Origin of the sequence: uncultured Ilumatobacter sp. (genome assembly GCF_963980585.1) — a bacterium.
In the GTDB taxonomy this organism is placed as follows: Bacteria; Actinomycetota; Acidimicrobiia; order Acidimicrobiales; family Ilumatobacteraceae; genus Ilumatobacter_A.
In genome coordinates this window covers 13166-27465 of record NZ_CAXCAM010000035.1, presented here as the reverse complement: position 1 = coordinate 27465, position 14300 = coordinate 13166, and the positions used below count along the sequence as shown (strand labels likewise).

13 protein-coding genes and 1 pseudogene are annotated in these 14300 nt (G+C 63.5%); 5 read left to right on the top strand and 9 right to left on the bottom strand.

Annotated elements, in window-relative coordinates; genetic code table 11:
• Window positions 1–18: 18 nt before the first annotated feature.
• Window positions 19–777 carry a PaaX family transcriptional regulator C-terminal domain-containing protein gene (locus ACH2DW_RS11445; protein WP_394929877.1) on the bottom strand — a complete coding sequence of 253 codons (759 nt, stop codon included), beginning with the start codon at window positions 775–777 and terminating at the stop codon, window positions 19–21.
• Between the two features lie 179 nt (window positions 778–956).
• Between ACH2DW_RS11445 and ACH2DW_RS11440 the strand changes: the two genes are divergently transcribed.
• Window positions 957–2129 carry an SRPBCC family protein gene (locus ACH2DW_RS11440; RefSeq protein ID WP_394929876.1) on the top strand — a complete coding sequence of 391 codons (1173 nt, stop codon included), beginning with the start codon at window positions 957–959 and terminating at the stop codon, window positions 2127–2129.
• Between the two features lie 83 nt (window positions 2130–2212).
• Here the strand turns inward: ACH2DW_RS11440 and ACH2DW_RS11435 are convergent, their stop codons facing one another.
• Together ACH2DW_RS11435 and ACH2DW_RS11430 are read right to left on the bottom strand one after the other, a co-directional pair.
• Window positions 2213–3559 (bottom strand): hypothetical protein, encoded by a 1347-nt coding sequence (locus ACH2DW_RS11435; protein WP_394929879.1) that lies wholly within the window; start codon window positions 3557–3559, stop codon window positions 2213–2215.
• Window positions 3560–3735: 176 nt separating this feature from the next.
• A pseudogene (locus ACH2DW_RS11430) lies at window positions 3736–4821 on the bottom strand (ATP-binding protein); the annotation flags it as partial.
• On the opposite strand from ACH2DW_RS11430, the gene ACH2DW_RS11425 reads away from it, so the two are divergent.
• Window positions 4735–4938 carry a hypothetical protein gene (locus tag ACH2DW_RS11425; protein WP_394929878.1) on the top strand — a complete coding sequence of 68 codons (204 nt, stop codon included), beginning with the start codon at window positions 4735–4737 and terminating at the stop codon, window positions 4936–4938. The pseudogene ACH2DW_RS11430 and the gene ACH2DW_RS11425 overlap by 87 nt on opposite strands.
• A gap of 128 nt (window positions 4939–5066) precedes the next feature.
• Here the strand turns inward: ACH2DW_RS11425 and ACH2DW_RS11420 are convergent, their stop codons facing one another.
• The 4 genes from ACH2DW_RS11420 to ACH2DW_RS11405 are packed head-to-tail and all read right to left on the bottom strand — an operon-like array spanning window position 5067 to window position 9153.
• Window positions 5067–5660, bottom strand: a complete 594-nt coding sequence (locus ACH2DW_RS11420; protein WP_394929875.1) for a histidine phosphatase family protein — start codon at window positions 5658–5660, stop codon at window positions 5067–5069.
• A gap of 20 nt (window positions 5661–5680) precedes the next feature.
• Window positions 5681–6163 (bottom strand): hypothetical protein, encoded by a 483-nt coding sequence (locus ACH2DW_RS11415; RefSeq protein ID WP_394929874.1) that lies wholly within the window; start codon window positions 6161–6163, stop codon window positions 5681–5683.
• Window positions 6164–6170: 7 nt separating this feature from the next.
• On the bottom strand, window positions 6171–6908 hold the full coding sequence (locus ACH2DW_RS11410) for a zinc ribbon domain-containing protein (RefSeq protein WP_394929873.1): 738 nt from the start codon (window positions 6906–6908) through the stop codon (window positions 6171–6173).
• Between the two features lie 19 nt (window positions 6909–6927).
• A complete protein-coding gene (locus tag ACH2DW_RS11405; protein ID WP_394929872.1) occupies window positions 6928–9153 on the bottom strand; it encodes a transglycosylase domain-containing protein in 2226 nt (741 codons plus the stop codon).
• 73 nt (window positions 9154–9226) lie between these two features.
• Between ACH2DW_RS11405 and ACH2DW_RS11400 the strand changes: the two genes are divergently transcribed.
• Both ACH2DW_RS11400 and ACH2DW_RS11395 read left to right on the top strand, forming a co-directional pair.
• Window positions 9227–10177, top strand: coding sequence for a TIGR03621 family F420-dependent LLM class oxidoreductase (locus ACH2DW_RS11400; protein WP_394929871.1), 951 nt, complete (start codon window positions 9227–9229; stop codon window positions 10175–10177).
• Window positions 10177–10944, top strand: coding sequence for a hypothetical protein (locus ACH2DW_RS11395; protein ID WP_394929870.1), 768 nt, complete (start codon window positions 10177–10179; stop codon window positions 10942–10944). The genes ACH2DW_RS11400 and ACH2DW_RS11395 overlap by 1 nt, the downstream gene beginning before the upstream one ends.
• Window positions 10945–11131: 187 nt before the next feature.
• Here the strand turns inward: ACH2DW_RS11395 and glgC are convergent, their stop codons facing one another.
• Together glgC and ACH2DW_RS11385 are read right to left on the bottom strand one after the other, a co-directional pair.
• Window positions 11132–12373 carry a glucose-1-phosphate adenylyltransferase gene (gene glgC, locus ACH2DW_RS11390; protein WP_394929869.1) on the bottom strand — a complete coding sequence of 414 codons (1242 nt, stop codon included), beginning with the start codon at window positions 12371–12373 and terminating at the stop codon, window positions 11132–11134.
• 59 nt (window positions 12374–12432) lie between these two features.
• A complete protein-coding gene (locus ACH2DW_RS11385; RefSeq protein ID WP_394929868.1) occupies window positions 12433–13818 on the bottom strand; it encodes a glycogen synthase in 1386 nt (461 codons plus the stop codon).
• Window positions 13819–13852: 34 nt separating this feature from the next.
• Between ACH2DW_RS11385 and ACH2DW_RS11380 the strand changes: the two genes are divergently transcribed.
• Window positions 13853–14296, top strand: a complete 444-nt coding sequence (locus ACH2DW_RS11380; RefSeq protein WP_394929867.1) for a hypothetical protein — start codon at window positions 13853–13855, stop codon at window positions 14294–14296.
• Window positions 14297–14300 lie beyond the last annotated feature (4 nt).

Here is a 14300-nt window from a genome sequence, read left to right as displayed (position 1 = left end):
TGCTGTTGACTCGACCGTTCAGGAGTTGGCGGCCCCACCCGAGGTGACCGCATCTTCGAGGTACCCCCGGAGAGTCTGCGTCAGCCGGTCGTAGGCGGCCCGAAGCTGCTCGCCTGGCCAGTCATCGGGAAGCAGCTCATCCGGCAGCATCGGGTCGGTGCGCAGATGCCGCGCTGCTGCGATCAAAAGCAGAAAGCGATCACGCATCTGAGCTGACGTCGGCTGCGAGATCACTTCCGCTGGCTGAGCCTCGATCACCTCATTGAGACGTTGCGCTTTGTCCGCCCATTCGATGAGCCCAAATGTCTGCTCGACATCGGCCGGCATGGCGTCGGCGATCGCGCTCTGGAAGGTCAGGCATTGTCGAGCGATGACTGCACGCGCTCCGGGGTGGCGCTCGCGGTCAAGGTTGGTCGGCCGCGCCCAACACCCATCGCGCAGCGCGCCAAGACGGAGGCGAGTGGCAGCCGCCCGGAGCTCGTGCCGTTGCACGGCGGAGCGCGACCCGGCTCGGACAACAGCCATCTCCCACGTCCCATCCCAGTTGATGTCAGGTGGCCGAGGCCGAACCGCACCGTCGATGTCGTGTCGACGGTCGGCGAGCTTTCCGCTGAGTTCGTACACACCATCAGAAGTGCTGAGTTCACCGTGAGCGACCATGCGCGACAGGCTCGTCCGCACCGCACCGTCGGCGATGCCAAGCAACCGTCCGGCCTGTACCAGATGACTCACAGGGAGACGCCCATTCGGGGCACCGAGCAAGGCCGTGGCGAGCACGGATCGGGCGGTCAGCGGACGCGATGGTTCGAACCCTACGGCTTGTGTTCGTGCTGCGGCCACGCCCTCATGATGGCCGACAACGTCGCGCAGCAACGCGATACTGCGGCTCGCGTCTGTTACACAAACATTGACATCCGTAGGGGGTTTCGTGATACTCGACTCATGGGAATCTCACGATGACGACGTCTTTCGCAACCGATGCCGACGTCGTCGAGCGCGTGCTCATCCACGTCCGCGACTCAACGACAGACCTTGGTGAGCCGTGGTTCGAACCTGTCAGCAACTACAGCGATGCGGCGCGATTCCAAGCCGAACTCACGGCGCTGCGGCGGATGCCGACGGTGTTCGCCCCAGCAGCCTCGGTGGTTGAACCGGGCAACTATCTCGCTCGAGAGACACTCGGGGTCCCGCTGTTCGTCAGCCGGGGACGGGACGGCCGTGCTCGCGTTTTTCGCAACTCCTGTCGCCACCGAGGCGCAGCGATGGTTGACGGCCAAGGCTGCGCGCAGGCGCTCGTCTGCAACTACCACGGCTGGTCATACCGCCTCGACGGTTCGATCGCACACATCCCCCACGCTGACGGATTCCCCGACAACATCGCTGACGAAAGGGCGTTGGTCGAACTCGCCAGTTGCGAGGCCAACGGCCTCATCATCGTCGCCGGACCCGACGGGGACGCGTCAGCGACATCAACCGGCCTCGATGCACCGCAATTGCTGCTCGCCGACACACTCGCCGGGCATCGTCTCGTCACAACGACCCAGGAAGAACTGCCGATCAACTGGAAGGTGCTGATTGAGCAGACCCTTGAGGGTTACCACATCCGTTCGGCGCACCGCTCGACGTTCTACCCCGTGCAGTACGACAACCTGAACGTCATCGAGTTCTCCGGCATGCACAGCCGAGTCACCTACCCCTATCGGAACATCGAGCGCCAAGCGACAGTCAGCCCCGCCGAGCGGAGGCTCCGCGGGTACTCCACCACCGTCACGCACTTGTTCCCCAACACCATCGTGTCCACCTTTCCCGAGCTGACACTCGTCTCGCTGATCGATCCGCTGGCGATCGACAAGAGCCTCATTACAACGTTCATGTTGACCACTGCAGCCCCAAACCCGGACGGTGAGGAGTTTGCGCCCGATGGCCTCTCGCTTGCGGCCGAAGGAGCCGTCGAGGACACCAAGATGTCGCTTGCCGTGCAGAGCGGGTTCCGCTCTGGCGCTAACGACACCATCGTGTTCGGTCGGAACGAGAGCGCAATCGGCCACTTCCACCGCAACCTCGACGACGCGCTGGGCGCCGATGACGTGGACGCATCAACGGCGACACCGGTTCAGCTCACACCCTGACCGCTGAACGAGGGAGCAGCGGTACCCGCTTCGATCAAGATGTGGTCTGGGCTCACCCCTCATCTCCGGGGCGATCCGTCAGTTCAGAGCGTGTCCATCCATGCCACGGCCTCGTCCCAGATGTCGTCGATTGTCGCTGAGTCGAGTGGGTTCTCGTCGAGCAAACCGACCGCCGTACGGAGCTGGCGGTACATGATCGTCATATGGAAGCTCTTGGTCGGCTTCGGCGCTCGGCGAATCGCGGTCAGCCAGCGCCGAGCGATGTCGAACTGGCCGAGTCTCCACGCCAGCGCCGCGGGAGGAATCAGCAGATCCGGGAGGCCATCGTTACCGCTTTGTCGCCTGGCCATGATCTTCGCCTCGGCGACGAGCGAGCGGGTCTCGGTGACGTCTCCGCGGGCAGCAAGCGCAACGAGGTAGATCTCGTTGCGACCGTCCCCACCTCCATTGGGCGCCTTGGCGAACTCGCGGACCAAATACTGCCCTGCGGCACGAGCGGCATCGGGTTCGGTCATGAAGCGGACGGCCATCGTGCCGTAGGCGTAGAGGGTGCCGCCGTAGTCCATCGGCCGACCATCCACACGGACTTTGAGGTCTGCGAGCGTCTGCAACGAATCGTCGATGCGGCCCGCGACGGCGTAGTGAGTGACCAAGTACCCGCTGGCAACATCGGCGAGAACGGGCGCGTCGGCGGCATCGGCGAGGGCTCGTGCCTCGTCGAGCAGCACGAGAGCGGCCTCGCCGTCCTGGAACACGATCATCCACGAGTTAACGATGAGAGCGGCCGCCAGCTCCTCGGGAGTGCCGTGCTCTCGTAGCAGCGGGACGGCGGTGCTGGACCCACGCTCGATCCAGTCGGGCCTCCGCGCCGGTAGCCCGGCGCTGGCAATCACGAGGTTCAGGAGACCACGTTCATGGTCAGACAAATCCAGCCGCTCGAGATGCTGTTCGATGCGGTCGATGGCGGCCGATGCACGAGTGCCCGTGTCATAGGTGTAGGCGAAGGTAAGCGCAGACAGCAACCGGGTGAGCTCGCTGGCTCGGCCGGCGGTGGTGAGGCGGTCCTCCACCGCTCGGTGATCGTCGTAGTGGCTGCTCGCCCAGCGCATGACTTCGAGACTGGTGAACCAGGCCTGCGGTCCGTACGCGTCCAGGCAGGCCAGCACCCAGCGGGTATGTCGTTCGAGGTACTCGTCGGCGTCACCGTTCGCTGCCCACGCCTGACGGGCGAAAAGCTTGACCGTTTCCAGCAAGCGATGCCGTCCGTCAATGCTCCATGCCACCAGTCCAAGATCCACGAGGCCGGCAATCGTGCGAGCAGGCGCCATCGAGCTGAGCTCGCCGGCCACCCCCTCGGCGTCATCCGCCGAGAAGTCGGCCGGAAAAGCGGCCAACTGCAGCAGCATCTGTTCTTCGGTCGCATCGAGCATCGCCAGGTGTCTTCGAGCACCGCCTGCAGGCTGGACTGGCGGCCGCGCTGGCGGCGGCCGCGGGCGAGCAGTTCGAAGCGTTGATCGAGTCGATCCGCGAGCTCTCCGACGCCGAGCTGACGCAATTGCGCGGCAGCGAGCTCAACTGCGAGCGGCAGACCGTCGAGGTGGGCACAGATCTGCGTCACGCTCGCAATCTCTTCGGGTGGCACCTCGGCGCCGACCCGCTCGGCTGCTGTGAGGAACAGTTGGACTGCCGGCGATGCAAGGCCATCGGTGACGTCCAGGGGTGGCACTTGGACCTGCCGCTCATCGGGTAACTGCAAGGGCTCCCGGCTCGTCGCCAGCAATCGCAGCCTCGACGTTCGTTCGAGCAAGGCGTCGACAACGTCGGCGACGTCGTCGGTGATGTGTTCACAGTTGTCGAGCACAACCAGCAGCTCCCGATCGGCCACTAAATTGGCCAGCGCAGCAACGAGATCTGCCCCGGCGAGCTGCAGGCCCATCGCCGTCGCGATCGCCTCTGCGGCCTGGTCGGCGCCTGAGGTCGGCACCAGATCGACGAACCACGCGCCGTCAGCGAAGTCGTGCGCGACATCGGCTGCAACCGCCGAGGCCAAACGGGTCTTACCCGTTCCCCCCATCCCGAGCAGTGTCACCAGACGATGCTGCGCGAGCATTTCGGCAATCTCTGCAACCTCAACATCGCGACCGAGTAGCACCGTGCGTTCCACCGGCAGGTTGTTACTCACCCGGTTCAGTGTTCGGAGCGGCGGGAACTCGCCCACTCCCAGCTGCCACAGCTGCCGGGCGGCTGTGAGGTCCTTCAGTCGATTTTCTCCCAGATCGGACGACTCGGAGGGGTCGAAGATCGACACCACCGCTGCCGAGGCCAGTATCTGCCCGCCGTGACCCGCCGACATGATCCGAGCCGCCGTGTTCACAGCAGGACCGAAGTAATCGCCCTCGCGTTCGTGGGCTTCGCCGACGTGGAGACCCATCCGGACCCGAAGAGTGACCCCGGCCGGCCAGCTCTCGGACGCGAGCGCCGCCTGCGCGGCAAGTGCCCCGCCGACCGCGTCGCCGGCCGAGTGGAACCCTGCAGCGAACGAATCTCCGGCCGTCGAGAACACATACCCATTGAACGAGGCGATCGCCGATCGGAGGAGCTCGTCGTGACGCTCAAGCGCGAGGCGCATCTCATCGGGGTGCTCTTCCCAGAGGCGTGTCGACCCCTCGACATCGGTGAACAAGAACGTCACCGTCCCGGAGGGGTACTCAGCCATCCGCCTAGCTTCGCATGTCTCCTCGGCGACCTGCTCAATGCCATCTCGGCTCAATGGCTGCGGGCGGTCACGGCGACGGCCCTCAGACGATGACCACTTGCTCGCTGTCAGCGAATTGTCGAAGCCTTGTGCCGTGGGGCGAGCGAACCGTGGATGCGCCCAGCGACGGAGGCCGAGCGCGCTCGATGCGGAACGAACTCGTCGGCTCGCATGGGTCGTCGTCAGTCTGGGCGGGCCAAATCGATCGTCGCCGTCTCGTTGAAGGTCGTGAGGATGGGGTTGCCGTTGCGGAACGCAATGCGGCAGACCGAGGCATGATCGAGGTGACAGGTCCACGAAATGCCAATGTCGACACCGAGGGCCCACGCCACGGCGGACTTCATCGGCGACACGTGACTCACCACGACCACGTTGGACTCCGATGCCCGCTCAGCCAGGTCGACACAGGCGCTGCGCACACGTGCATCGAGCGCCGCCAGCGACTCCCCGCCGTCGGGCACGTAGGCGAAGTCCTTGCGCCAATTGGTCCACACTTCTGACGGGACGTCAGCGTGCTTGACGCCTTCGAAGACGCCGTACGACAACTCAAGGAATCGTTCGTCAGTTTTGACCGGCATGCCGAACTGCGCCGCAGTTTGTTGCGCACGCTTGAGCGGACTCGACACCACCTCATCCACAGGTCCCATCGCCTTCACCATGTCCGACACCGCAATTGCCTGCCGCTGACCGACCTCGTCGAGGTCTTGATCAAGACGACCCTGGAGCTGGCCGGCTTTGTTGGCAGCGGTCCGGCCGTGGCGAACGAGAATCAGCACGACTTGAGTGTGTCACAGGTTCATCGCTGCGGCGCAGCGATGAGGACCCCGGTGTGACGGAACGTGGCCCGACGTGTCGCACTACCAAGGCCATTGATTCGCCACAGCCACGCGCAGAGCCCAATCCCGACTGCTTCGAGGGCGACGCTGATCAGTCCACGGTCGGTGATCGGGAACGGATCATCCTCGAACCCGACACCGGTGAACGGCCACCAGAACACGTCGGTGTTGTTCCAGGCACCGTCGAACACGAGGTGGAGGAACATGCCAATCGGGAGACCCAACAACATCTTTCGGATCGGTTTTCGACCAGACGTAGCCAACATCAGCACGGCCAGCAAGCCGATGCTCACCGTGATGCTGTGCAACGCTCGCGCTCCTCCGAACACGCCATCGAGCAACGGGACCACCGACCCGACAATCAGGAGCCGGTAGTCAAAACGTGGATCGCGGAACACAAACCCGACCGCCAAGATCGCGGTACCGATAAACCAGAAGAACACGGATCGTTCAGACGATGAGGAGCCGGCCGCATTGCGGGCAGTCGGTGTAGCCGGCTGCGACCGACTCGTCCTTGGCGGTGTCAACCTCGGCGGCGGAGAGATCGAGATGGCACCCCTCGCACCGGTGGCCCTTCAGCTCTGCGACGGCGACGCCCGCTGACGAGCGCACCGACTCGTAACGGCGCACAATGCTCTCGTCGAGATCGCCGGCAGCGACGACACGTTCTTCGCCGAGCTGTTCGAGTTCGACATCGATGTCGGCACACCTTCGCTTCAGCGCTTCGTCGGCTTGGCCCAGGGCTTCTCGCAATGCCCCTTCGGACGCGAGGTGGGCGACCCGCTCGTCGTCCAGTGCTGACTGCTCCTCGAGCGCCGCCAGCTCGGTGTCATCAAGTTCGTCGCGCTGCACGTTGATGGTCTCGATCTCGTGCATCAACGCTTCGGCTTCGCGTGGCGCAATGACAGTCTTCATCTGCGCCTCAAGACGATCGCGGCTTGAGCTCAGTTCGGCGTTGCGTGCCTCGGCTTGCTCGATCGCTGACGTGAGTTTGTCGAGTCGAGTCGCGACCTGGGCGCTTCGCTGTTCCCAAGCCGTCATCTGCTTCTCCTGAGCGGCCAGTTGTTCTCGTTCCGACAACCGCTCGCGTTTGACACGCAGTTGATCCGCTTGGGTGTCGATGTGCTGCAATGCCAGCAGCCGAGCGGCTACGGACGTCTCAGGATCAGGTTCAGCAGCGTCAGTCATCGCTGCTCAGTGTGCCACCTCAGCGGCACGGCCCGACACTCAAGCCGATCTCCACCGTGGGAAGCGGTGCGTTTGGATCGAGGTTGTCCGGCGCAATCGTGGTGCCAATGTCGACAGCCACGACGATCGGACGACCGGGAGTCGTTTCCGGGGGCACTTCGGGCTCGCCTGGGGCGAGCGTGGTGGCGGGTGCTTCTGGGTCGATCTCCACCTCGATCGGCTCGCCTGGCTCGAAGCCGACCACGCGCACGGCGCACTCGTTGCCGGGCAGGATCAGACGAGCATCTGCCCGCTCAGGGGGTTGGGGGTCATCCCAGTCGAGCAACGGTTCCAAGGTGTGCGCCGGATCCATGAACGCCGACCAGATCTGCTTCGGGAAGAGGCCGCCCTGGACCTTGCTGACTCCCTCGGCTCGAAACTCAGGGATGCCAACCATCGGCGTATACGCGTCGGGGTCGCCCACCCAGACAGCGGTGGCAAGTTGTCGGGTGCCGCCGACAAACCAAGCATTCGTGTTGTCCTGCTGTGTGCCTGTCTTGCCGAATGCGGCGCGGTCGTTGGAGAGTGGATAGCGGCGGCCGGTACCGCTCCGGATCACGCCCTTCAAGATGTCGATCGTTTCGAGCGATGCCTCACGATCGAACACGACCGTGCCCGGGCTGGAGTGCGTGTACGTGCGCTTCCCCTCGGGGTCGGTGATGAACTCGACGTAATAGGGCTCATGATGCACACCCTCGTTGGCCACTGTCTGCACACCCGACGCCATATCGAGCGGGCTGAGTTCGTTCGCACCTGTCGCGAAGCTCAGAAAGGGGTTGATCGCCGCTCGTTCGCTCTCAGGCTGGCCTGCATAGAGATACGGCGACTTCGCAGCTCGGTAGACCGTGTCAACCATGCGGTTGAGGCCGACGATCTGTGAAAGGCGAGCGAACGCACAGTTGACCGACGACCAAGTTTGTTGCGCCAGGTTGGTGACGCTGCCCTGGATACCACCGTTGATCTGGAAGAAGGGTTCCTCACCACCGGGATTGTCGAAGCGACAGCCGCGCACGCCGTCGATGACGTCCCCTGCCTGCGCCCCAGCTTGAACAGCAGCAGCAAGGATGAGGAACTTGATACTCGAACCGGTCTGGCGAGGGGCAAGGGCCATGTTGACCTCGCGCTCGTTCGGAACGAAACCTGAGCCGCCGACCATCGCTCGAATGGCTCCGTTGGTCGCGTCGAGCGACACGATCGCATTCTCAAAACGGCCAGCGGTCGGCGGTAGGACGTCGTGTGCGTTCTCAGCCAGCAGTTGCAAATTCTTGTCGATCGTGGTGTGGATGCGCAGGCCGCCACGGAAAAGTTGGTTGTAACGGTCTTGGTAGGTCGAGCCGAGAATCGTGGACTTGTTGAGGAGGTAATCGCGAAGCGCCTCGGTGTAGTAGCTGCGCTCGCTCGACCGCGTCGGGATGGTCTTGACTCGGGATGGCAGGGCGAACGTCTCTTCGAGAATCTCGGACTCTTCGAGGGTGATGTACTCCTCGCCAACCAAGCGGTCGAGTATCTGAAGCCATCGAGCACGACTGCGCTCTGGTTCGTTGATCGGGTCGAAGCCAGACGGCGAACGAACGAGGCCGGCAAGAAACGTCGACTCGATGAACGTCAGCTCGGCGGCGGTCTTGCCGAAGTAGGTCTCGGCTGCAGCCTGGATTCCGTAGGCGTTGTTGCCGAAGAAAACCGTGTTGAGGTAACGCTCGAGAATCTCTTCCTTGGTGAGTTCCTTCTCGAGCATGCGTGCGTAGTGGGTCTGCAGCAACTTGTAGCGGCCATCGCGTTCCAGACCGGCGAGGAAGTCGTTCTTGACCACCTGCATGGTGATCGTGGAAGCGCCCTGCTGCGGTGCGTCGCTCGCGAAGTTCGACAGCGTGGCGCGGATCAGCGAGCGAACGTTGACGCCGTCGTGGTTGAAGAACTCTTTGTCTTCGACGACGAGGAACGCCTGCACCACTTGCGGGGGCATGTCGGCGTACGAAATCGGCTGCGAGTTCTCCAGCTCGAACACGGCGATTTCTTCGCCATTGCGGTCATACACATAGGTGCGTTGGGCAAGGGCTTCGAACTCGGGGAGCACGACCGGAACTTCTTCGTGCGCGTTCACAATGTGCCACACCCTGGGAGCCACGGCCACGACGACAGCCGTGATCATGAGCGCGCCGGCCGCGATGATCGCGAACAGACGTGGAAGCCAGCCGGTGATACGCACAGTGAGTGCGACAGTAGTGGCCGTTTCCGCCCGATTCGGGTCACCCGGCATGCGCCAGGGTACGGTCATTGAGATGTCGCGATTTCCGGTGAAGCCCTTCCGATTCGGTGTCCAACTCTCGGTGTCTCCCGATCGTAATCACTGGGTCGAGCAGGCCAAGAAGATCGAATCACTCGGCTACGACATCGCCACGATGCCCGATCACTTCGGCGATCAACTCGCGCCCGTGCCTGCGCTGCAGACCATCCTCGATTCCACGACCACCCTGCGGGCAAGCGCCCTCGTGTTCGACAACGACTACAAGCATCCCGTTGTGCTCGCCAAGGAGTTGGCGACAATGGACGTGCTCAGCGATGGACGCGTCGAGATCGGCCTCGGTGCTGGATGGATGATCAGCGACTACGAACAGGCGGGCATCCAATACGACCGCCCCGGCGTACGTATCGATCGCTTCGTCGAAGGCCTCCACATCATCAAGTCGGCCATGGGTGAAGGTCCGTTCTCACACGAGGGCGAGCACTACGCAATCACCGACTACAACGGTTTCCCGAAGCCAGTGCAAGGCCCGCACCCGCCAGTCATCATCGGTGGCGGCGGCAAGCGTGTTCTCACCATCGCTGCGCAGCAGGCCGACATCGTCGGCGTCAACGGTTCCCTGCATGCCGGCGTCATCGGCCCCGACGCCATCGCCACGATGACCGGCGAGGTCATCACCGACAAGGTTGCCCTGGTTGCCGACGTCGCCGAGGCGGCGGGACGGCTCGAACACATCGAGATGAACATCCGTACCTTTTTCGTCAGCGTCACCGATGACCGAGCGGGCCAGGTGGCCGGCATGGCCCAGATGATCGGCGTTGAAGAATCAATGATCGAAGAATCGCCCTTCGCACTCATTGGCAGCCCAGACCACATGATCGAGACCATCCAAGCGCGCCGCGAGCAGTACGGGTTCAGCTACGTGATTGTCGGGCCCGACGAGCTTGAGGCGTTTGCTCCGGTCGTTGCAGCTCTCGCCGGCAAGTAGTGCCTGTCGACATCTGGGGTGACAGTCCGCTCGCCGAGGCAACCGTCTTCGGTGCGCGCTCATTGGGTTGGGATGTCACGACGGGGGCCGATGTCATCGCCGTGGCGCCACTCGCGTCAACCGTTGCGGAGTGCGATGCACTGATCGCTCGTCCGACTGCTGGCAAGCGCGCGTTCGCATGGCCAACGGTCAGCGTCACCGCCGTGCAACAGATGATCGCTCGTTGTCACAGTGTTGGTCCGTTGACGAACCTTTCTTCGCGATCGACCCGGCCTCAATCGAGCCTGCTCACGGCTGCACACGACCAGGTGGCCCTGTTGTTGCTGGTCGCTCAGATCAACGGGCATGGCGCCCCGACCGAGGTGTCATTGCGCTCGACTGCTGAGCGCGTCGACCAACTCGTGATGCGCTTCGAAGGTTTCGCCGCCGCGGTCGAAGTGACGTGGGACAACGCCGTCACCCCGTCGCTCGACGTCCAGGTCGCTGGAACCGACGGCGTTTTGCGAATCGAGACCGACCCGTCGACCCAACTCGAGCAGAACGGTGCACTGGTTCCCCTCCCCCGGCCCGCAGCGATCGCTCCTGAGCTACAGCCACTTCGCGACACCGGCATCATCAACATGTTGCAGACGATCGGCGCAGCGTTTCACGATGACCGCCCATTAGCCCATGCCTTCTCATTCGAGTTCGGCCGCTCCGTTGTGGCCATCATCGAAGCCGCCGAGACCGGCGCGGGAGTATTTCGGCCTACCCAACGGCCGAGATGAACAGGTTCGGGTCGAACGCGCCGCTGCCGTCAGCGGTGGTGAGCGGCTCAACGGCTTGCCGCCGAGCTGAGGCTTCGGCATGGACTGCCCCAGAGCGTCCAGAACGGGCTCGTAGAAGACCGTTGCGGGCGACCCAAACAGACCAGCGACAATCGAGCCGCCGGCACCACAGCCTGACCAGCGTGTCTTAGGTGATCTGCTGATCCTTCGCAATGACGACAATGCCGTTGTCGCTGATCGTGAATTGCTTGGCGTCCTGCTCAGCGTCAAAGCCGATGCGTGCGAAGTCCGGAATGACGACGTTCTTGTCGACAATGCACCGGTTGAGTCGGGCGCCCGGCCCGATCGTCACACCGGGGAAGAGAATCGAGTTGGTGACATGCGCGTCATGATCGACAAAAGATCCCGGGCCGATAATGGAACCCTCGACGTGCGACCCGGAGATGATCGAACCTTGACACAACAAGCTTCCGTCAACGAATGCAGGCTCGCCGCCCCGCCCACGCGACACCTTGGCAGGCGGCAGGGCCTGGCGTCCGGTGAACACCGGCCACTTGTCGTTGTAGAGGTTGAACACCGGGACAGGCGCGATGAGGTCCATGTTGGCGTCGTAGAAGGCGTCGAGCGTCCCCACGTCTCGCCAATACCCCTGCTCGCGTTCGCCCTGGCCGGGAATCTCGTTCCTCGAAAAATCATAGACACGTGCGTCGCCCGATGCGGTGAGTGCTGGGATCACATCGCCGCCGAGGTCGTTCATCGCGCTATCAGCACCGTCCTGGTCTTTCTTGGGCGTGACGATGTCAATCAGCGTCTCACGGTCGAAGACGTAGTTGCCCATGCTGGCGAGACATATGTCATCGCTCCCTGGCATCGTCGGCGGCGTCGGTGACTTCTCATGGAACCCGATGATCCGACCCTCTTCGTCGGACTCGATGACACCAAAGTCCGTGGCCTCGTGCTTGGGAACCGGGATCGCCGCCACCGTGACGCCAGCGTCATTGGCCATGTGCTCCTTGACCATCTGGCGGGGGTCCATGCGGTAGATGTGGTCAGCGCCGAAGACGCACACGATGTCGGGCTTCTCATCGTTGATCAGGTTGAGGTTCTGGTAGATCGCGTCGGCTGACCCCTGGAACCAGTACGGGCCACGCCGCATCTGGGCAGGCACTGGGGTCACATAGTCGCCCAGCAACGTAGAGAACCGCCAGGTCATGCTGATGTGACGGTCGAGGCTGTGGCTCTTGTACTGAGTGAGTACGACCACCTTGCGGTAGCCCGCGTTGGCGAAGTTCGACAATGCAAAGTCGATCATCCGATAGGTGCCGGCGAACGGCACCGCTGGTTTGGCGCGATCGTTGGTCAGCGGTTGGAGGCGTTTACCCTCGCCGCCGGCGAGGACGATCACGAGCACGGTTGGTTCGACAGCCATCGCCTCTCAACGTACCTGGTCGGTTCGTGTCACAACGGAAACGCTGGATGAATGCTGCGTCAGGAGTCTCCGCGCACGAGCTCACGGTAGAGCTTGACGTACGTCTGCGCCGGACCGGTCCATGACCAGTCGATCGACATCATTCGTTTCTGCAGCGCAGCGGTTCGCCGCTTGTCCTTCAGCCGTCGGGCAGCTCGGAACATCGCGGCGAGCAAATCGGTCGACTCAACCCGTTGCGCGACGAACCCGACGCCGCGTCGTGTATCGAGATCGGCGTCTGGAACGGTGTCGACGAGACCACCGACCGCTGTCACGATCGGCACGGCGCCGTATCGCATGGCCTGCATCTGGGTGAGCCCGCACGGCTCAAACCGGCTCGGCATGAGGAATGCATCGGCACCAGCGAACATTTGATGCGAGAGGGATTCGTCATATCCGTCAACGAAGGCGAGATGGTTCGGATGAGCTGCTGCGAGGCGATGGAGTTCGCCCGACAGCACCGCGTCTCCCGAACCAAGAATGCCAAGCCGCATCGGGATCTGCTCAAGCAACGGCACCAGTGGGGTGATGAGGTCGACACCCTTTTGGTGCGTGAGGCGGGTGACGATGGTGACAAGTGGCGTGTCGTCATCGGGCAGACCGAGCCGAGCGAGCAGCGCTGTTCGATTCGCCGTGCGGGCGGAAAGCGATGACATATCGAAGGTGGCGACGAGATGCGGGTTGTCAGCTGGGTTCCACACGTCGGTGTCGATGCCGTTGAGGACGCCGATCAGTGCGTCGCCGCGCTGCCGGAGCGGCCCGTCGAGCCCGAAGCCACCTCCAGGAGTGGTGATCTCAGTGACGTAGTTCGGTGACACGGCGACAACACGGTCCGCAAGCGCGAGTGCCCCGGACAACGGATTGGTGTCGCCCCACCACTCGAAGTGCGCGGCCAGCGGGCCGATCAGTTCAAGCCACTCAGGCCCCGCCACGCCCTGGTAGGCGAGGTTGTGGATCGACACGACCGTCGGCGGCGGCGATTCGAGCGCCGCCAGGACAGCGCCCGTGTGCCAATCGTTGAGATGCAGGACATCCGGCGGATCAGCCTCCACAAATGCAGCAACCGCCCGCGCGAAGCGAAAGAACCGTTCGCTGTTGTCGACCCAGCCCGATCCATCCGCCTGGAGGTACGGGTGCGGACGCGCCATCCCGGGAACGCCGACGAGATGCAGGCGCCCGGCGACGGGATGAATTCCCACCCGGATTGTCGCAGCGCCGACCCATTCAGGGACTGACAGCTCGATCGTGGTTTCGTCGACGAGGTCGACGTCGCCGTAGTCGGGCATCACCAGATCCACATCAATCCCGGCACGACGCAACTCGGCGCCAAGTCCTGCGGCGGCGGCTGCCAAGCCGCCGACCGTGGCCACCGGAGAGAGTTCTGCAGTGGCGAACACGACGCGCATACCCATCAGTCTGGCCGACAACTACCGTCGCCTCATGCGCCGCCCCTCGATTTCTCATTCGGCAACTGCCCTCGCAGCAGCCGCTGCTTTCGTCGGTGGCGCGGCCTGCAGCTCGGACGGAGACAACAGCGGCAGCACCAGCGAGTCCACCACGGAGTCAGTTGCCGAGCAGCGTTTCCCCGACGCGATCAATGCCAAAGCCGCCGTGTCAAGTACCGGGTGGAGCTTCGCCGTCACGATCTCGTCGCCATACGACTCCCCCGACCGCTACGCCGATGGGTGGCGGATCCTCGGCCCCGACGGCACCGAGTACGGGTTTCGTCTCTTGACGCACGACCACGCGTCCGAACAGCCATTCACCCGCGCGCTCGACGGCGTCGCGATCCCTGACGGCGTCACGACGGTCACGATCGAGGGGCGCGACCAAGAATTCGGGTTCGGCGGCGCAACGTTTGAGTTGACGCTGCCGAGGAACTGACCGG

Excerpts from the sequence above, each read along its gene's own strand:
- ACH2DW_RS11410 (WP_394929873.1), bottom strand. The coding sequence starts at position 6,908 with ATGACTGACGCTGCTGAACCTGATCCTGAGACGTCCGTAGCCGCTCGG.
- ACH2DW_RS11440 (WP_394929876.1), top strand. The coding sequence starts at position 957 with ATGACGACGTCTTTCGCAACCGATGCCGACGTCGTCGAGCGCGTGCTC.
- glgC (WP_394929869.1), bottom strand. The coding sequence starts at position 12,373 with ATGGCTGTCGAACCAACCGTGCTCGTGATCGTCCTCGCCGGCGGCGAG.
- ACH2DW_RS11435 (WP_394929879.1), bottom strand. The coding sequence starts at position 3,559 with ATGCTCGATGCGACCGAAGAACAGATGCTGCTGCAGTTGGCCGCTTTT.
- ACH2DW_RS11385 (WP_394929868.1), bottom strand. The coding sequence starts at position 13,818 with ATGCGCGTCGTGTTCGCCACTGCAGAACTCTCTCCGGTGGCCACGGTC.
- ACH2DW_RS11400 (WP_394929871.1), top strand. The coding sequence starts at position 9,227 with ATGTCGCGATTTCCGGTGAAGCCCTTCCGATTCGGTGTCCAACTCTCG.
- ACH2DW_RS11380 (WP_394929867.1), top strand. The coding sequence starts at position 13,853 with ATGCGCCGCCCCTCGATTTCTCATTCGGCAACTGCCCTCGCAGCAGCC.